The sequence below is a fragment of the Martinezella lusitana genome (genome assembly GCF_016901135.1).
In the GTDB taxonomy this organism is placed as follows: Bacteria; Pseudomonadota; Alphaproteobacteria; order Rhizobiales; family Rhizobiaceae; genus Rhizobium; species Rhizobium lusitanum_D.
Genome location: NZ_JAFEVL010000075.1, coordinates 309294 through 327632, shown reverse-complemented (window position 1 = coordinate 327632; position 18339 = coordinate 309294). Strand labels below are relative to the sequence as shown.

Below are 18339 nucleotides of genomic sequence, written 5' to 3'. Positions count from 1 at the left end.
ATGATCCCGGATATCAAGCCCAACAGCATGCTCTATCTCAACAACGTCTCGGTCTCCTTCGACGGCTTCAAGGCGCTGAATTCGCTGTCGATCGTCATCGAGCCGGGGGAGCTTCGCGCCATCATCGGCCCGAACGGCGCCGGCAAGACCACGATGATGGATATCATCACCGGCAAGACGCGGCCCGACGAGGGCGAGGTGTTCTTCAATGGCCAGATCGACCTCACCAAGAGGGACGAGGCCGATATCGCCCAGCTCGGCATCGGCCGGAAATTCCAGAAGCCGACCGTCTTCGAAAGCCATACCGTCTGGGACAATCTCGAACTGGCGCTCAACCGCAATCGCGGCGTCTTCGCGACGCTGTTCTATCGCCTGACGCCGACCGATCGCGACCGCATCGACGAAATCCTCGAGACGGTGCGTCTGTCGCATCGCCGGGACGAGCTGGCGGCCAATCTCTCGCATGGGCAGAAACAGTGGCTGGAGATCGGCATGCTGCTCGCCCAGGAGCCGAAGCTGCTCTTGGTCGACGAGCCCGTTGCCGGCATGACGGATGCAGAGACGGCGGAGACGGCAGTGTTGCTGAAGGAGATCGCCAAGACGCGCTCGGTCGTGGTGGTCGAGCACGATATGGGCTTCATCCGCGACCTCGGCGTCAAGGTGACGTGCCTGGCGGAAGGCTCGGTGCTGGCCGAAGGTTCGATCGATTTCGTCAGTAGCGATCCGAAGGTGATCGAGAATTATCTGGGGCGATGACAATGCAATTTGCGCGTTTATAACGGTGCTGCCAAAATGATCGAAAGTATATTCGATTCCAGCAGTATGGGGATAACGCAATGCCTATTTTGGGGGTTCTTGTCGCGGCCATCGTCGGCGCGGCGGTTTGGTACTGGCGGTTGAAGATGGTGCGAGAAGCAGGCAGTGAAATCATCGATAGCGTTGAGCGGATGCGCGGGGCCTTTAAGCGTCGGCAATTCCGCAAGCGCGCCGAAGCCGCTCCCCTTGCATCAATCAAGGATCCGGCGATCGCTGCGGTTGCCTTTTTCTCATGTCTCGCCAACGAGAAGCCGATGTTTGTTGACGCGGCCAGGAATGTGATCCGCTCACGAATGAGCGGTATCATCGCGGCAAAGGACATGGACGAGGTCATCATCTTCGGCGATTGGGCCGCGAAGGGCGTGATCAATATCGAGGATCCGATCCGACGCTTCCGCGATTTATGGTTCAACGCACTGACGACCGATGAGCGCAGCGAGTTGATCGGCATTGCCGAACAGGTTTCAGCTGTCGGCGGAGAACCAACGGCCGAGCAGTCAAAGACGCTTCAAACTCTGAGGCGTAGCCTGTTGAATTGAGAGGGTGGTGAGTTCATGCTGACAGTCGAAAACGCAAATCTGCATTATGGCGCCGCACAGGCGCTGCGCGGCATCTCCGTCAAGGCCGAGATGGGCAAGATCACCTGTGTGCTCGGGCGCAACGGCGTCGGCAAGAGTTCGCTGTTGCGAGCCGTCACCGGCCAGCATGCGCTATCGGCGGGCACGGTCGCTTTTAACGGCGTGACGCTGAACGGCATGGCGCCCTTTACCCGCGCCAGGCAGGGCATCGGCTATGTGCCGCAGGGCCGTGAGATCTTTCCTCTGTTGACCGTGAAGGAAAACCTGGAGACCGGCTATGCGCCGCTCTCTCGCCGCGACCGCAATATCCCCGATGACATCTACAGCCTGTTTCCGGTGCTGAAATCCATGCTGTCGCGACGGGGCGGCGATCTTTCCGGCGGGCAGCAGCAGCAATTGGCGATCGGGCGGGCCATGGTGACGCGGCCGAAAATATTGGTGCTGGACGAACCGACGGAGGGCATTCAGCCCTCGATCATCAAGGATATCGGCCGGGCGATCCGCTATCTCAGGGATTCCACCGGCATGGCGATCCTGCTGGTCGAGCAATATCTCGATTTCTGCCGCGAGCTTGCCGATTACGTCTACATCATGGATCGCGGCGAGATCGTGCATGAGGGCCTGGCGGAGTCGCTGGATACGCCGGAAGCCCGTAGACATCTGACCGTCTGAGGCGAATGCCTTTCTTTTCGGCGTCTGGCGAAAAATGCAGCTGACGCAGCCTATTGCAGATCGCCATTGCAGGCGATTGCATAAGGCACAGAAATTGCTTGCCTTTATTTCCTGCCGGGTTTCAATGCCTAGGCATTGGCATGGTGTGTTGAGCGGAGAGACGGAATGGCAATGGCAGCGGCGAGCACAAGACCGCAGAGGGCGCGGGGTCGCGGCCATCTGGCGGCCAAGTCGCTTGGCGGTCGCACGCGTCTTGCTGAGCTGTTCCAGGAAGGGGCGGCGAAGATCCGGCTGCCCGAGACCTTCGACAGTTCCATGGAAGCGGTTATCATCAATACGGCCGGTGGTCTTACCGGCGGTGACCGCATGGATTGGAGCGTCGTTGCCGGGCTGGGCACGCGCATCGACGTGACCACCCAGGCCTGCGAGAAAATCTACAAGGCTTCGGCCGATACCGCCGTGGTGGAGACATCGATCAGGGTCGGTGCCGACGCGCGTGTCGATTGGCTACCGCAGGAAACCATTCTGTTCGACCGAGCCTCGCTTTCGCGCAAGCTGGATGTCGAGCTTGACGAAACAGCCGAATTTCTCGCCGTCGAGGCGATCCTGCTCGGGCGGAAGGCCATGGGCGAGACGATGGCGCAAGGGCTGTTCCACGATCGCTGGCGCATCCGCCGCAATGGGCGCCTGATTCATGCCGAGGAACTGCGGCTTGATGGCGATATCGCGGCTTTGACGGCCGAGAATGCCGTGCTCAGCGGCCAGGTCGCCTTTGCGACACTGCTTTATGCCGGGCCGCTGGCGGAAACCTATCTGCACCAGGTCAGGCCGCTCGTCGAAAGCCATATGGGAGGCGTCAGCCACTGGAGAGACAAGCTCGTGGTGCGGCTTGCGGCCTCCGATGGTTTCGCGCTCAGAAAAATCCTGATCCCGATCATTTCCGCCTTGCGCAATGGAGCGCCTGTGCCGAAAGTCTGGAACCTGTAGTCCGAGAAAACAGCAATTACATAGGTAGGCGATGAACCTCACTCCGAGAGAAAAAGACAAGCTGCTGATTTCCATGGCGGCAATGGTGGCGCGGCGGCGATTGGAGCGCGGCGTCAAGCTCAATCACCCCGAGGCCATCGCACTGATCACCGACTTCGTGGTCGAGGGTGCGCGGGATGGCCGTCCGGTTGCCGAGCTGATGGAGGCCGGCGCCCACGTCATCACCCGCGATCAGGTGATGGAGGGCATTGCTGAGATGATCCATGACGTACAGGTTGAGGCGACGTTTCCGGACGGAACCAAGCTGGTGACCGTGCACGAACCAATCCGGTGAGGTTGCGATGCTGGAACTCAGACCCAATTGCGAATGCTGCGACAGAGATCTACCGCCGGAAAGCCGCGCGGCAATGATCTGTACTTTCGAGTGCACGTTCTGCGTTAATTGCGTCGGTAATGTTCTCGGCGGCATCTGCCCGAATTGCGGTGGCGAATTCGTCCCGCGTCCCATTCGCCCGGCGGCGCTGCTCGCCAAATACCCTGCGTCGACCAAACGCGTTCTGAAAACTGAGGGATGTGCGCCCGTCCGGGCTGCATAAGGAGAGAGACCATGATCCCAGGCGAAATCATTGCCGCAAGCGGCGATATCGAACTCAACGTCGGTGCACCCACAGTGACGCTGGAGGTTTCCAATACCGGCGACAGGCCGGTGCAGGTCGGCAGCCACTATCATTTTGCCGAAACGAACGGCGGCCTGTCCTTTGATCGTGACAAGGCGAGGGGCATGCGGCTGGATATTCCCGCCGGCACCGCCGTGCGTTTCGAGCCTGGCCAAACGCGCTCGGTGACGCTCATCCCACTTTCCGGCAAGCGGGAAGTCTACGGCTTCCGCCAGCAGGTCATGGGCAAGCTCTAAGCTCGCGGGGGGAGCGACATGTCTTTGAAATTGATTGCATTCGGTCCGTTTGTTGCGGCGGTTTTGATCTGCGGTCAGGCGCTTGCGCAAAGCGACGCGGATCAACCGAAAATCGATTGCAAGAATGCCCAGACGCAGACGGATATGAACACCTGCGCCGCCCTCGATTTTCAGAGGGCCGACAAGGCGCTGAACGAGCAATACAAGAAGACCCGTACCGCTATGGTCGCGATAGATGCCGACCTCGACGCCGATCTCAAGGGCGCGGAAAAGGCATTGGTGAAGGCACAGCGCGCCTGGATCGATTTCCGTGACAGCCAATGCGAGGCGGAAGGTTTCGAAGCCCGGGGCGGAACGATGGAGCCGCTGCTCGTTTCCGGTTGCAAGGCGACATTGACGCAGCAGCGGACCAAGGAGCTGAAGGTGCTGGCGGATGGATCGGAGGGCGCGCAGTGAGCGCGAAGCGCACGATCATGATCGTCGGCAACGGCGAGATTGCGGAAGGGTTGGCGAAAGAGATCGACGCCGCCGACCTGGTCGTGCGTTTCAACGATTGCCGCTCCATGGGTGCCGGCGGCAGCCGGACCGATGTCGTCGCGGTCTGCAATACCGGCCGGCCGGCGCGTGCCATGCTCGGCTCGGCCGAATGGCGCAAGAGCCCTGCCGTTTCGTCAGCGTCCGAAATCTGGAGCGTGCGCGATCCCAGTAAATTCGCTGCCCTGCGTGCGCCACTGGCGCTGTCGCATCCGGAACTCGATGATTTCTGCGACGATTATACCGATCAATTCACCGCCTTCTGCCATGCGACGGGCAAGCGTCATGTCGTGATCGACCAGTCCGTTCACGACGGTGTCGATGCGGCGCTCGCGGCCTATGAGCCCCGCGCCTATGTGGTGCCGAGCAGCGGCATGATCGTGATCGCCGATGTGCTCTTGCGCCACCCCGACGACGACATCGCCATTACCGGCTTCAGCCATACGGGCTGGGACGGCCATCCCTTCGCCGCCGAGAAACGGCTGGTGGACGGCTATGTGTCCCTGGGCCGCCTGAAGCGCCTCGCCGATACGAACCCTATCTCTGCCTCCCAAGGAGACTGATTCATGCCCTACAAGATTTCCCGCGCCGCCTATGCCAGCATGTTCGGACCGACCGTCGGCGACAAGGTGCGGCTGGCCGATACAGAACTGTTCATCGAGGTGGAGAAGGACTTCACCACCTATGGCGAGGAAGTGAAGTTCGGCGGCGGCAAGGTCATTCGCGACGGCATGGGGCAGAGCCAGGTGACGCGCGCGAACGGCGCTGTCGACACCGTCATCACCAATGCTTTGATTCTCGACAATTGGGGGATCGTGAAGGCGGATATCGGCTTGAAGGACGGCCGCATCGTCGCGATCGGCAAGGCCGGCAATCCGGATACCCAGCCGGGTGTCAACATCATCGTCGGGCCGGGCACGGAAGCGATTGCGGGCGAGGGCAAGATCGTCACCGCCGGCGGCATGGACAGCCACATCCATTTCATCTGCCCGCAGCAGATCGAGGAAGCGCTGATGTCTGGCATCACCACCATGCTCGGCGGCGGCACCGGGCCGGCGCATGGCACGCTGGCGACCACCTGCACGCCAGGCCCTTGGCATCTGGCGCGTATGATCGAGGCCTTCGACGCCTTTCCGATGAATATCGGCCTTTCGGCCAAGGGCAATGCCTCGCTGCCGGCGGCCCTGGAGGAGATGGTGCTCGGCGGCGCCTGTTCATTGAAGCTGCATGAGGACTGGGGCACCACGCCGGCGGCGATCGACTGCTGCCTGAGCGTCGCCGACGAATATGACGTGCAGGTGATGATTCACACAGATACGTTGAACGAAAGCGGCTTCGTCGAGGATACGATCGGTGCCATCAAGGGTCGTACGATCCATGCCTTCCACACGGAAGGCGCAGGCGGCGGCCACGCGCCCGACATCATCAAGATCTGCGGTCAGTCGAACGTCATTCCGTCTTCGACCAATCCGACGCGGCCCTATACGGTTAATACCATCGCCGAACATCTCGACATGCTGATGGTCTGCCATCACCTGTCGCCATCGATCCCGGAGGATATCGCTTTTGCCGAAAGCCGCATCCGCAAGGAGACGATCGCGGCTGAGGATATCCTGCATGATATCGGCGCCTTCTCGATCATTTCATCCGACAGCCAGGCCATGGGCCGCGTCGGCGAAGTGGCGATCCGCACCTGGCAGACCGCCGACAAGATGAAGCGCCAGCGCGGCCGCCTGGCCCAGGAGACCGGCGATAACGACAATTTCCGCGTGAAGCGCTACATCGCCAAATATACGATCAACCCGGCTATCGCCCATGGCGTCAGCCATGAAGTGGGATCGATCGAGGTCGGCAAGCGTGCCGATCTGGTGATCTGGAACCCGGCCTTCTTCGGCGTCAAGCCGGAGATGATCCTGCTCGGCGGCTCCATAGCGGCTGCACCGATGGGCGATCCGAACGCCTCGATTCCGACGCCGCAGCCGATGCATTATCGCCCGATGTTCGGTGCCTATGGCAAGAATCGCACGAATTCCTCGGTGACGTTCGTCTCCCAGGCCGCATTCGATGCAGGGCTTGCCGGCAAGCTCGGCATCGCCAAGACGCTCCTGCCTGTCAGGAACACGCGTGGCGGCATCTCCAAGGCTTCGATGATCCACAATAGCCTGACGCCGCATATTGAGGTGGATCCCGAGACCTATGAAGTTCGCGCCGATGGCGAGCTTCTGACATGTGAACCGGCGACGGTGCTGCCGATGGCGCAGCGTTATTTCCTGTTCTGACAGGTTTTCTGACGGCCGATCATTGGCAGCTGAAAAAGCCCCGGTTTCCGGGGCTTTTTCAGCTCTACGCAGTTAATGCTGCGTTATCATAGGCTTGTGGCGGCAACTTTGCGCATCGCCTTTCGACTTGCGAAAGAGACTTGCCAGACGGCCATTTCTGACTGTTCACAACTTGGGAAATGCCACGCATTTTAATCGTTACATTAAAGACCTGGAAGCGTCTTCACCCCTATTTCACATGATTGAAATGGTGGCTGAGGAAGGTGAATCGCATGAGACAATGGATTTCGCTGCAAGCCGAGCTCGGTAATTTTCAGCAGCGGAGTGCGATCTATATTTTCGCGCTAAAGATGAGTTTTGCAGCCGTCATCATGTCACTTATGATCATGCTTGTAATGCTGCCCGTGCTGCAGTGGCTCGATCTCTTGCCAGTGCCGATTTCGGAGGCGATGCGTCTCGGTGTCCTGTTGGCATGGATCATCGGCGGTACCGTTTCCGGCGCGCTGGCGGTGCTGGCAGGTTGTTCCATTCACAAGCTTGCCGTCTCCCGCGCCGAGTTCCAGCTGCTGAGCCGCACCGACATGCTGTCCGGCTTGCTCAATCGTCGTGCCTTTACCGAAGCATTGGATCAGGCCGAGGAGGGTGCGTCACTTGTCATCTTCGACGTCGATCGATTCAAGACGATCAACGATCGCTTCGGACATGCATCCGGCGATGCTGTCATCGTTGCCGTATCGCAGATATTTGCGGATGTCTTTGCCGGCGAAGACGTGATCGCCCGTCTCGGCGGCGAGGAATTCGGCGCCATCGTTCATGGCGGCGACATGGCCGAACGCGTTGCCCGCATCGAGAACATCAAGGCTGAGATCGCCGATCATCCCATCGCCGTCGAAGGTGGTTCGGTGAAGATCACCATTTCTGCGGGAATCGCCGATATCGGCAAGGACCGCAAGTCGGAAGCCGTCTATGCGGCAGCCGACAAGGCGCTCTATCTCGCCAAGACGCTTGGCCGTAACCGCGTGATCCATGAATACGAACGGCTCAACCACGTCTGGCATCGTTGCGCAACCGAACAGGAGCGTGAAGCCACGACGGAGCATGTGGAACCGCAGCGCTACGCGCAACGGATATAGGTCTTGCGAAAGCGGCATTGGCGCTTGCGCCGGAAGCGACTATTTTGCATGGTCTGACAAAGCTTTAAATTGGACCCGCCATGCAACATGTTACCTCCTATCTGCCGGCCGGCACCCCGTCCTCCAATCCGATCGATCGTGTGGTCCTGCCGCATGATCTTCGGCATCTGCGCCGCAAGCTGCTACATCTCGAAAACGGCGACATGGTCATGCTCGACCTGAAGGAGCCGGTCCTGTTTGCCAATGGCGACCTCTTGGTGCGCGAGGACGGCGAGTTGATCGAGATCGTCGCGGCGGACGAAAAGCTTTTCGAAATCAGGCCGCGCGATCGCAGGCATCTGATCCAGCTCGCCTGGCATCTCGGCAATCGCCATCTCCCGGCGCAGATCGAGGAGGAACGCATCCTCATTCTGCGCGATCACGTGATCCGCTCCATGCTCGAAGGGCTCGGCGCGACGGTTACCGAGGTCAGCGAGCCTTTCCAGCCCGCTCGTGGCGCCTACCACTCCCATGGCGGCCATTCGCATGGCCATGCCGATCATCACGATCATGGGCACGATCACCATTCGCACGATTGAACGCCGATGAGCGAAGGGCTGGCAGCGGACGATCGCAATCTACAGGCGCTGTTGCGGCTGATGGCCTGGTTGTCGCCGGCTTTTCCGGTGGGGTCCTTTGCCTATTCCGGCGGGCTCGAGCGTGCGGTGCATGACGGGCTGGTTCACGATAGCAAGAGCCTGCGGGATTGGATCGTGACCCTCATCCAGCATGGCCCTGTCTGGAACGATGCCGTCCTGCTTGCCGAGGCACATCATGCCGGCGAGGATGCGCTGCGGCTCGCCGCGGTAGCGGAGCTTGCAGAAGCGCTGGCGGGCTCGAAAGAGCGCCACAATGAAACGATGCTGCTTGGCGAAGCCTTTCTGTCGGCCGCCGCCGCCTGGCCACACAGGATCTTTTCGATGCTGCCGGCAAAGACTGCCTATCCAATCGCCGTCGGCGCCGTTGCCGGCGCGCATGAGGTATCCGTCGACAAGACGCTTGCCGCCTTCCTGCATGCCCTGGCGTCGCAGATGCTGTCGGCCGGCATCCGGCTCGGCGTGACCGGGCAGAAGGATGGGGTTGCGATCCTGGCGGCCTTGGAGGATATCATCGCCGAAGTGGCGAGGCGGGCAGCGCAATCTAATCTCGACGATCTCGGCGCTGCAACCGTGCAGGCCGATATTGCGAGCCTGCGTCATGAAACCCAGGGGACGCGGCTCTTTCGCTCATGATCCGCGCCTTTGGGGAAATGCTACAATCGAGGCACGCCCTACGTCATTCGCCGCTGTGCGGCAGGCCGACGCTTCGCTATGCTGCTATTTTATCGGAGTTTCCAGCATGAAATCGAGAAATGGACCTTTGCGTGTCGGCATCGGCGGCCCCGTCGGTTCGGGCAAGACGGCGCTGACGGAAAAGCTGTGCAAGGCGATGCGCGACGACTATTCCGTCGCCGTCGTCACCAACGACATCTATACGACTGAAGATGCGGAGGCGCTGGTGCGGATGCAGGCGCTGACGTCGGATCGCATCGTCGGCGTCGAAACCGGCGGCTGCCCGCATACCGCCATTCGCGAGGATGCGACGATCAACCTGCAGGCCATTGCCGGCCTCAACGAGCGGCTTCCTGATCTCGACGTCGTCTTCATCGAATCCGGCGGCGACAATCTGGCCGCGACCTTTTCGCCCGATCTCGCCGATATCACCATCTATGTGATTTCGGTGTGCCAGGGTGAGGAAATTCCCCGCAAGGGTGGCCCGGGCATCACCAAATCGGATCTGCTCGTGATCAACAAAAAGGATCTGGCGCCCTTCGTCGAGGTCGATCTCGAGGTGATGGATCGCGATGCCACCCGCATGCGCCAGGCTCGCCCCTTCGTGTTCTCAGACATGAAGCGAGGCGAGGGCGTCGGTACGATCGTCAGCTTCCTGAAGGAACAGGGCGGCCTCTAGGCCGCCCCGTCACTTATCGGTTTCGCTAGGTCTGCCGACCGCTATTCGGCCGCGAATGGCGGCAGCTTCAGCACATTCGTACCGGTCGCCTTGCGACCCCTGACATCCTTGTTCTCCATGTCGTCCAGGCGCTCTTCCAACGTGGCCAGCGACTTGCGGTTTTCGTCGACGGCCGCCGCCAGGCCTTCCTTGGTCAGGACTTCATCATTGGCGTCTTTCTTGCCGACGAGGCGACCGAAGAGCCAGCCGAGCAGGCGCGAGAGGTCGTCCATGATCAGGAAGAAGGACGGCACGACCACCAGGCTGAGGACGGTCGACACGATGATGCCGCCGATCACGGCAATCGCCATCGGCGCGCGGAAGGAGCCGCCTTCGCCGACACCGAGTGCGGACGGCAACATGCCGGCCGACATGGCGATCGAGGTCATGATGATCGGACGCGCACGCTTGCGGCCGGCTTCGATGACCGCTTCCAGCCTCGGCATGCCGTGATGCATCATCTCGATGGCGAAATCGACCAGCAGGATGGCGTTCTTGGTCACGATCCCCATCAGCATCAGAATACCGATCATGACCGGCATGGACAGCGCGTTGCCCGTCATGATCAACGCCAGCGCCACGCCGCCGATCGCGAGCGGCAGCGACAGCAGAATGGTGAAGGGCTGGATGACGTCCTTGAACAGCAACACCAGCACGGTCAGAACCAGCAGAAGGCCGAGCAGCATGGCGTTGCCGAAGCTCTGCTGCATTTCCTTCTGGACCTTGGTGTCGCCGCTTTCGGCCAGATGTACGGTAGCCGGGATCTTGGCACTGTTGACGATATCGATGAAGTGGCTCGATGCCGTATCCAGCGCCACGCCCTGCGGCAGGTCAGCGCCGATGGAAACGACGCGGTAGCGGTTGTTGCGCTTGATCGAAGACAGACCCTCGGAATAGTCGATGTCGGCGACACTCGACATCGGCACGGTCGTGCCCGAGGCGGTCTTGATGCGCAAGGCACGGATCGCCGCCAGATCGCGACGCATGCCGAGTGCAGCCTGGACGCGGATCGGTATCTGGCGATCGTCGAGCGAGATCTTCGCGAGCGAAGCGTCGATATCGCCGATGGTGGCCACACGAACCGTATCGGAAATCATCTGCGGCGTGATGCCGAGGCGTGCGGCTTCGTCCTTGCGCGGATAGATCTGCAATTCAGGGCGCGGCAGGGCGCCGTCGGCGCTGACATTGGCGAGCGCCGGATCGGTTCGCAGCTTGGCTTCGAGAATGCCGACCGCCTGGTTCAGATCCTTCTCGTTGCGGGAGAGGAAGTTGTAGGTGAGGTCGCGGTCGCCACGGTCGTTGAGCTTGGTGATGCGGACGTCCGGGATCGAACGCAACTTCGCGAAGACTTCCTTTTCCACATCCCATTGCGGGCGCACGCGGCCATGCACGGTGACCTTCGGCAGGTGAGGGCCGATTACGGTCAGCGAGCCGAGGACGTCGTTTACCAGCTTCTTGACGAGCGACTGGTCGAGCTTGCCTAGCGTCAGCGTCACGGTCGCGCGGCGCAGCTCCAGATCGCCCTTGGGCGACGCGCCGCCTAGAACGAAGACGCTTTCGACGCCGTCGATGCCCTTGACGCGCCGGTAGATCTCGTTGGTCGCCTGTTCCGTATCCTCGAGCCGCGCATTCGGCGGCAGTTCGGCTGACAGAACAATACGCGACGAATCATCAGGCGGAATGAAGCTGCCGGGGACGAACATGATCAGCGCAAACACCGAGGCGATGGAAAAGGCGAAGGCCGCCAGCAGCGTCGGATAACGCGTATACCATCGCTTGGTCGTCAGCCGCACCAGTGCGCTGTAGCCGCGCATGAAGCGGCCGTCATTGTCTTGGTGATCGTCGACGGCATCTTCGGGGCGCATGAGATAGGCGGCCATCATCGGTGTGATCAGGCGCGCCACAAGCAGCGAGAAGAACACCGAGAAGGCGACCGTGAGGCCGAACTGAATGAAGTACTGGCCCGGAATGCCCGGCATGAAGGAGACCGGCACGAAGACCGCGATGATGGTGAAGGTCGTCGCGATGACAGCCAGGCCGATTTCGTCGGCGGCATCGATGGCGGCGCGGTACGGCGTCTTGCCCATCTTGATGTGGCGGGCGATGTTCTCGATCTCGACGATGGCGTCATCCACGAGAATGCCGGTTGCCAGCGTGAGCGCCAGGAAGCTGACGAGGTTCAGCGAGAAGCCGATCTGGTTCATGACCCAGAATGTCGGGATCGCGGAAAGCGGCAGCGCAACCGCTGATATCAGCGTCGCGCGCCAATTCCGCAGGAAGAGGAAGACCACGATAACCGCGAGGAGCGCACCTTCGAGCAGCGTATGCATCGCCGCTTCGTAGTTGCCGTAGGTGTAGTAGACGGAGTCGTCGATCATCTCGATCGAGACGTTCGGATTTTCGGCGCGTACCTTGTCGAGGGTATCGCCAACCGTCTTGGCGACCGTCACTTCGCTGGCGCCCTTGGCGCGGAACACGCCGAAGGTGACGACAGGAGCGCTATTGAACCGCGAGAACGACTTCGGCTCCTGATAGGTATCCTTGATGACGCCGAGAGCGGAGAGCTTGACGAAGCGGCCGTTAGTCAGCGCGATCGTGGTGTCGACGAGCTGCGCGACCTCGCGGGCGTCGCCAAGCACGCGGATCGCCTGTTCGCTGCCCGCAACCTGGCCGCGGCCGGAACCCAGGTCGATGTTGGTGCTGCGCAACTGCTGGCTGACCGAAAGCGCCGTGATGCCATAGGCATTCAGCTTGTTCGGATCGAGCTCGATGCGCACCTCACGGTCGGCGCCGCCGTAGCGATCGACGCGGCCGATGCCTGCCTGACCCTGCAGCGCGCGCTTGACGACGTCGTCAACGAACCAGGACATTTCCTCAAGGGTCATGTTCGGCGAGGAGACGGCGAAGCTCTGGATCGCCTGGCCTTCGACATCGACCTTCGAGACGATCGGCTCATCGATCGTGGACGGCAGATTGCCGCGGATGCGATCGATAGCGTCCTTGGTATCCTGAACGGCCTGTTGGGTCGGCACTTCCAGGCGGAAGATCACGACGGTCTGCGATTGGCCGTCGGTGACGGTCGATTGTATTTCGTCGATGCCGTTAATGCCGGCAACGGCGTCTTCGACCTCCTTCGTCACCTGCATTTCGAGCTCGGCGGGCGAGGCGCCGCTCTGCGTCACCGTGACGTTGACAACAGGCACGTCGATGTTCGGGAAGCGCGTGATGGGTAGATTGAAGAAAGCGTGCGCGCCCACCACCATCAGCAGGAAAAAGCCGAGGAGCGGGGCGATCGGATTTCGGATGGACCAGGCGGAGAAGTTCATCTTGCCATTCTCGCTCAGTTGGAGGCTTGCGGCGCTTCGCGCACGGGCGTGATGTGATCGCCGTCGCGGACATAGGCGCCGGCCTTGGCGACGACATCTTCGCCGGCCGTCAGGCCTTTGAGGATCTCGACATAGGCTCCGTCCTGAATGCCGGTCTCGACATTGACGAACTTGACGACGCCGTTCTCGACCTTACGAGCGGAAGAGCCGTTTTCGTCGCTATTGACGGCCGTCAGCGGCAGGGAGACACCCTCTTCCTGCCGGATGACGATCTCGGCGCTGCCATACATGCCGGCACGCGCCTTGTCGCCCTCGTCGATGGTGATGTGCACCGCGCCGAGGCGGGTGACGGAATCGACGATAGGCGCGACAAGGCGGACGGTGCCGGTAAGCTTTTCGCGGCTGCCGGACAACGAAATCAACGCTTTCTGCCCGATAGCGATCTTGGTGATGTCGCTTTCGGAAACGTCGACCACCAATTCAAGCTGGCTGTCGCGGATGATGGTGAAGAGCGGATCGCCGCTGCCGTTGGCGATGGCACCGACGCGGGCGTTGCGCGATGCAACCGTGCCTGCGACCGGGGTCTTGATGCCGGTACGGGCAAGTTTCAGGTCGGTGTCGGCGATCTGGCTGTCGGTGACCTTGAGATCGGCTTCGGCAACCGCGATTGCCTGTTCGGCCGAGCCAACGCGGGCCTTGTTGGCCGCGGCCGACGCGTTTGCCTGTTCGACTGACGAGGTCGACATCGTGCCCTTGGCGCCCATCATGACGGCGCGGACGCGTTGCAATTCGGCCTCTTCCGCGTTGGCGTGAGCCTCGGCGAGCTGCGCGTGCAACTGGGCAAGGCTTGCCTCGCCCTTGGCCCGCGTGGCCCGCATCTGGCTCTTCTGCAGGATCAGCGCGTCTTCGTTCAGCGTGGCGAGCGTGCTGTTCGCCTCGACCTTGTCGCCGACATCGGCATTGAGCGAGCGGATCGAGAGGCCATCCACCTGCGGCTGGATGTAAACTTCTTCGACCGCCTTCACAGTGCCAGTCGCGACGACCCTGTCGATCAGCTTGCGCATCGTGGCGGAGGTAATGACGATCGCCGGCAGGTTCTGCTTCGGGGTCGTGACGACAGGCTCCTCGGCCAACGCGGCAGGCGCGGCCAGTAGGGAAAGCATGATTGCGGTCGTGCTTAGAAATCTAAACGGCGTGAGGGCCATGCGTCAGGTTCCAGTTCGGCATCTAGGTAAAAGGATTTCGCTGTTTCCGTCGCGAACACGGGGGATCAATGCATGCGGGCCGGCTACTCCGGCGGATCAATATCCGTCTGTCATGCCTGCAGGTCCCTCATCCTAAATTCGCTCCTGTAGATGGGAGCGGTTTCCAAATCTCGCAAGATCACGAGAAAATGATTTCGCGGGTAATTTTACCCGTCGCAACTTTGCGAAGCAATCACGGCATTGTGATGTCAGCATTCGAATAGTTGATGGCTGAGGGCTTTTCGGGCAAATGCAGCGATAAGGCCAGCGTTTTGTTGCTGCTGTTACAAAATGAAAAAAACGCGCGAGGCATGAACCTCGCGCGTTTCGGTTGTTCGCGGTGCCTGAGACTATTTCAGGGCCGCGTCCGTGATCTCGTGCGTATAAGCGCCAGTCGGCTTCTTGTTGATGATCTTCTGGTCAAGCAGCGCCTCGACGGTGCGCTCATAGAGCTTCGTGTCGAGCTTGCCGCTGCCGATCAGCTTGGCGACTTCGCCCATCATGCGCTTCTGGTGATTTTCGTCCTGGCCGCCATTGTCCATGACGATCCCGGCGGCTTCATCCGGATGCTCGACGGCATATTTCCAGCCTTTCATCGAGGCGCGGACGAACTTGACCATATCGGCCTTGAACTTCGCATCCTTCAGCTTGTCTTCCTTGACATAGAGGCCGTCTTCCAGAAGGTCGACGCCGAGCTTGGTATAGTTGAAGACGGTCAGGTCTTCCTGCTTGAAACCGGCATCGATTGCCTGCCAGTATTCATTGTAGGTCATGACCGAGATGCAGTCGGCCTGCTTCTGGACGAGCGGCTGCACGTCGAAGCTCTGCTTCAGCACGGTGACGCCGTCCTTGCCGCCATCGGTCTTCAAGCCGATCTTGTGCATCCACGCGAAGAACGGATATTCGTTGCCATAGAACCAGACGCCGAGGGTATGTCCCTTGAAATCCTTCTCCGTCTTGACCGGGCCATCCTTCGGGCAGATCAATTCCAGGCCGGACTTTTCGAAGGGCTGGGCGATGTTGATCAGCGGTACGCCCTTTTCGCGGGCAACCAGGGCGCCACCCATCCAGTCGACGATGACATCAGCGCCGCCGCCGGCGATCACCTGTTCCGGAGCGATATCCGGGCCGCCCGGCTTGATGTCGACGTCGAGGCCCTCTTCCTTGTAGAAGCCCTTGTCCTTGGCGACGAAATAGCCGCCGAACTGGCCCTGGGCCACCCATTTCAGCTGTAGCGTCAGCTTGTCGGCGGCCATCGCGGCCTGCGTGGCGGCCAGCGTCATAGCGCTTGCCATCAATACGAACATCAGTTTTTTCATGTTTTCACCCTTTCCCTCTGAAGTTATGCCTTGATCCCTTGAGGAGATCCCGGATTACGTCTGCCCACTGCGGATAGACGGATGCCAGAACGTCGTCATTCTCTCGATAATGGCGACGATACCGTAGAAGACCGAGCCTGCGACCGCGGCGACCGCGATCTCAGCCCAGACCATGTCGAGATTCAACCGGCCGTTTTCGGTCGAGATGCGAAAACCCATGCCCGACATGGGAGTGCCGAAGAACTCCGCCACGATGGCACCGATGAGAGCCAAGGTCGAGTTGATCTTCAGCGCATTGAAAATAAAGGGAGCGGCAGCCGGCAGGCGCAGCTTCAGCAGCGTCTGCCAGTAGTTTGATGCATAGGTGCGCATCAGGTCGCGCTCGATGTTGCCGGCTGCGGCCAGGCCGGCCACCGTGTTCACCAGCATCGGGAAGAAGGTCATAACGACGACGACGGCGGCCTTGGACTGCCAATCGAAGCCGAACCACATGACCATGATCGGCGCAACGCCGATGATCGGCAATGCCGAGACGAGATTGCCGATCGGCAGCAGGCCGCGGCGCAGGAATGCGAAGCGGTCGGCGAGGATGGCAACGATGAAGCCGCTGGCGCAGCCGATGGTGTAGCCGATCAGGACCGATCGGAAGATCGTCTGCTGAACATCGGTCCACAGGATCGAGATGGAGCCGGCAATCCGCGCGCCGATGGCGCTCGGCGGCGGCAGGAGGATGAAAGGGATGCCGGCCCCGCGTGTCACCGCTTCCCAGATGATGATGATCCAGACGCCGAAGATCGCGGGAATGAGCAATCGTAACGTATAGCTGTCGGCGGTCGAGTGCACGCGGATGGCCGACAGGATGGAGACGCAGCGCCAGGCAAGCAGCCAGGCAGCGGCAAGCAGGATAAAAAACGACGCAAGCGCGTTGCCTTCATTGCCCGATATTCCGGCCAGCAGCAGCCAGGCCGCTGCGTGCGCGGCAAAGAAGAGGATCGCCGCGCTGAGCGTTGCGGACAGGTTCATGAAAGAAATCGCGGCCGCGGCAGCAATGAGAATGAAAATGACGAAAGTGGTTCCGCTGCTGATGGGTGCGGCGGCATCCGCGGCAAGCAGCGGCAGCGCCGGGAGCGCCATAAGGCAGAGAAGAAGGGAGAGTGTGCCCTGCCACGACAGATGAAAAATCTTCATGCCGCCCGACCTCCCATTGCACGATCGATGATACGCGCCGCGATGCTGACGACGGCAATCAACACGGCGGCTAGTATCGAGCCGGCGACGAGCGCTGCCCATATATCGATCGTCAGGCTTTGATAGGAGCCTGCGAGAAGCTTGGCGCCGATGCCGGCGACTGCGCCCGTTGGCAGCTCTCCAACGATCGTTCCGGTCAGGCTCGCTGCGATTGCAACTTTCATCGAAGTGAAGAGGAATGGGACCGACGCGGGGACGCGCAGTTTCCAGAAGGTCTGCATGGCGCTGGCATTATAGGTGCGCATCAGATCGAGATGCATGGTTTCCGGCGATCTCAGTCCCTTGACCATGCCAACGGCGACGGGGAAGAAGGAGAGGTAGGTCGAGACCAGCGCCTTGGGAATAAGGCCGGTAACGCCAATCGAACCCAACACAACAACGACCATCGGTGCGATAGCGAGGATCGGTATGGTCTGCGATGTGATGATCCAGGGCATGAGGCTACGGTCCAGAGTCACCACATGCACGATGCCGACCGCGATCAGGATGCCGAGAACCGTGCCGAAGGCGAAGCCGACTGCCGTGGAGGACAAGGTCACCCAGGCATTGTAGACAAGGCTGCGGTTGCTGGTCAGCGCCCGAAGAAAGGTGTTTTCGAACACATTCTGCGCCACTTGATGGGGTGCCGGCAGGATCGGCTTCGGCTGGGCCAGCGTTTTGCCGATGAATTCCATCGTTGTCGAGGTGACATTACCGCGGCGATCGAGATCGCGCTGGAACGGCGCGTTGAGAATGACGGCGAAGACATACCAGAGCAGCAGGATCGCCAGCACGATGGTTGCGACCGGCACGAACTTGTGTCTGAAGAATTGCTCCTTCTCCACGATCATGGCCTCCCTTGTGCCGGCAGCAGCATCAGCGCCATGGCGACGATGCCGAGCCCCACCCCGGCAAGCTGCGGCAAGCTCAGCCGTTCGCCGAAGACGAGGAAGGCGATGATGTTGACGACGATGAGCTGGGCAATGGAGGAGGCTGATATCGCTAGACCCAGCCCGCCCTCGCGCATGAGCCGCACCATCATCAGGTTGCCGACGCAATAGAGGATGAGCGCCAGGATCAGGACCAATATGTTGTTGTTGGCGATATAGGCGCGCGAGGCGGTCGCCCCACTGATGAAGATCGCCATCGCGCCGGTGAGCCAGAGGAGGAACTGCGGGTTCATGAGGCACCTCCTGTCGCAAGGCGGCCCCTCATCCGGCCTCCTGAGTTTTTATCGAGGGGCGGCCACCTTCTCCCCGTTCTGACGGGGAGAAGGGGATAGA

Annotated in this window: 20 protein-coding genes; 14 read left to right on the top strand and 6 right to left on the bottom strand. The window is 60.8% G+C overall.

Annotation, left to right across the window (positions count from 1 at the left end):
* From urtD to ureG, 14 genes are all read left to right on the top strand, one after another.
* Positions 1–756 carry an urea ABC transporter ATP-binding protein UrtD gene (gene urtD / locus JTP94_RS33315; RefSeq protein ID WP_204854613.1) on the top strand — a complete coding sequence of 252 codons (756 nt, stop codon included), beginning with the start codon at positions 1–3 and terminating at the stop codon, positions 754–756.
* Positions 757–836: 80 nt separating this feature from the next.
* Positions 837–1355 carry a hypothetical protein gene (locus JTP94_RS33310; protein WP_204854612.1) on the top strand — a complete coding sequence of 173 codons (519 nt, stop codon included), beginning with the start codon at positions 837–839 and terminating at the stop codon, positions 1353–1355.
* A gap of 15 nt (positions 1356–1370) precedes the next feature.
* Positions 1371–2066: an urea ABC transporter ATP-binding subunit UrtE gene (gene urtE / locus JTP94_RS33305; protein WP_204854611.1), complete on the top strand. Its 696-nt coding sequence runs from the start codon at positions 1371–1373 to the stop codon at positions 2064–2066.
* Between the two features lie 165 nt (positions 2067–2231).
* Positions 2232–3053: an urease accessory protein UreD gene (locus tag JTP94_RS33300; protein WP_204854610.1), complete on the top strand. Its 822-nt coding sequence runs from the start codon at positions 2232–2234 to the stop codon at positions 3051–3053.
* A 31-nt stretch (positions 3054–3084) separates the two neighbouring features.
* On the top strand, positions 3085–3387 hold the full coding sequence (locus JTP94_RS33295) for an urease subunit gamma (protein ID WP_034503828.1): 303 nt from the start codon (positions 3085–3087) through the stop codon (positions 3385–3387).
* Positions 3388–3394: 7 nt separating this feature from the next.
* Positions 3395–3649 carry a DUF1272 domain-containing protein gene (locus JTP94_RS33290; RefSeq protein ID WP_204854609.1) on the top strand — a complete coding sequence of 85 codons (255 nt, stop codon included), beginning with the start codon at positions 3395–3397 and terminating at the stop codon, positions 3647–3649.
* A gap of 11 nt (positions 3650–3660) precedes the next feature.
* Positions 3661–3966 carry an urease subunit beta gene (locus tag JTP94_RS33285; protein ID WP_007689919.1) on the top strand — a complete coding sequence of 102 codons (306 nt, stop codon included), beginning with the start codon at positions 3661–3663 and terminating at the stop codon, positions 3964–3966.
* Positions 3967–3984: 18 nt separating this feature from the next.
* Positions 3985–4422, top strand: coding sequence for a lysozyme inhibitor LprI family protein (locus JTP94_RS33280; protein WP_204854608.1), 438 nt, complete (start codon positions 3985–3987; stop codon positions 4420–4422).
* 17 nt (positions 4423–4439) lie between these two features.
* On the top strand, positions 4440–5063 hold the full coding sequence (locus JTP94_RS33275) for a Urease operon accessory protein (protein ID WP_204854870.1): 624 nt from the start codon (positions 4440–4442) through the stop codon (positions 5061–5063).
* Between the two features lie 3 nt (positions 5064–5066).
* Positions 5067–6779, top strand: coding sequence for an urease subunit alpha (gene ureC / locus JTP94_RS33270; protein ID WP_034503831.1), 1713 nt, complete (start codon positions 5067–5069; stop codon positions 6777–6779).
* A 272-nt stretch (positions 6780–7051) separates the two neighbouring features.
* Positions 7052–7912 carry a GGDEF domain-containing protein gene (locus tag JTP94_RS33265; RefSeq protein WP_204854607.1) on the top strand — a complete coding sequence of 287 codons (861 nt, stop codon included), beginning with the start codon at positions 7052–7054 and terminating at the stop codon, positions 7910–7912.
* 80 nt (positions 7913–7992) lie between these two features.
* Positions 7993–8490, top strand: a complete 498-nt coding sequence (gene ureE / locus JTP94_RS33260; RefSeq protein WP_204854606.1) for an urease accessory protein UreE — start codon at positions 7993–7995, stop codon at positions 8488–8490.
* A 6-nt stretch (positions 8491–8496) separates the two neighbouring features.
* Positions 8497–9183 carry an urease accessory protein UreF gene (locus JTP94_RS33255; RefSeq protein ID WP_204854605.1) on the top strand — a complete coding sequence of 229 codons (687 nt, stop codon included), beginning with the start codon at positions 8497–8499 and terminating at the stop codon, positions 9181–9183.
* Between the two features lie 106 nt (positions 9184–9289).
* A complete protein-coding gene (gene ureG, locus JTP94_RS33250; protein ID WP_037195171.1) occupies positions 9290–9901 on the top strand; it encodes an urease accessory protein UreG in 612 nt (203 codons plus the stop codon).
* Positions 9902–9942: 41 nt separating this feature from the next.
* On the opposite strand, the gene JTP94_RS33245 is transcribed toward ureG, so the two are convergent.
* The 6 genes from JTP94_RS33245 to JTP94_RS33220 all read right to left on the bottom strand — a co-directional run bounded on the left by JTP94_RS33245 (position 9943) and on the right by JTP94_RS33220 (position 18239).
* Positions 9943–13266 (bottom strand): efflux RND transporter permease subunit, encoded by a 3324-nt coding sequence (locus JTP94_RS33245; protein WP_204854604.1) that lies wholly within the window; start codon positions 13264–13266, stop codon positions 9943–9945.
* A gap of 14 nt (positions 13267–13280) precedes the next feature.
* Complete coding sequence (locus tag JTP94_RS33240) at positions 13281–14471, bottom strand: efflux RND transporter periplasmic adaptor subunit (protein WP_204854603.1); 1191 nt, start codon at positions 14469–14471, stop codon at positions 13281–13283.
* A gap of 389 nt (positions 14472–14860) precedes the next feature.
* Entirely contained in the window at positions 14861–15829 is a 969-nt protein-coding gene (locus JTP94_RS33235; RefSeq protein WP_204854602.1) for an ABC transporter substrate-binding protein, read from the bottom strand.
* A 54-nt stretch (positions 15830–15883) separates the two neighbouring features.
* Complete coding sequence (locus tag JTP94_RS33230; RefSeq protein WP_204854601.1) at positions 15884–17017, bottom strand: ABC transporter permease; 1134 nt, start codon at positions 17015–17017, stop codon at positions 15884–15886.
* Positions 17014–17907 (bottom strand): ABC transporter permease, encoded by an 894-nt coding sequence (locus JTP94_RS33225; protein ID WP_204854600.1) that lies wholly within the window; start codon positions 17905–17907, stop codon positions 17014–17016. The genes JTP94_RS33230 and JTP94_RS33225 overlap by 4 nt, the downstream gene beginning before the upstream one ends.
* Complete coding sequence (locus tag JTP94_RS33220) at positions 17904–18239, bottom strand: hypothetical protein (RefSeq protein ID WP_204854599.1); 336 nt, start codon at positions 18237–18239, stop codon at positions 17904–17906. The genes JTP94_RS33225 and JTP94_RS33220 overlap by 4 nt, the downstream gene beginning before the upstream one ends.
* Positions 18240–18339: the final 100 nt, after the last annotated feature.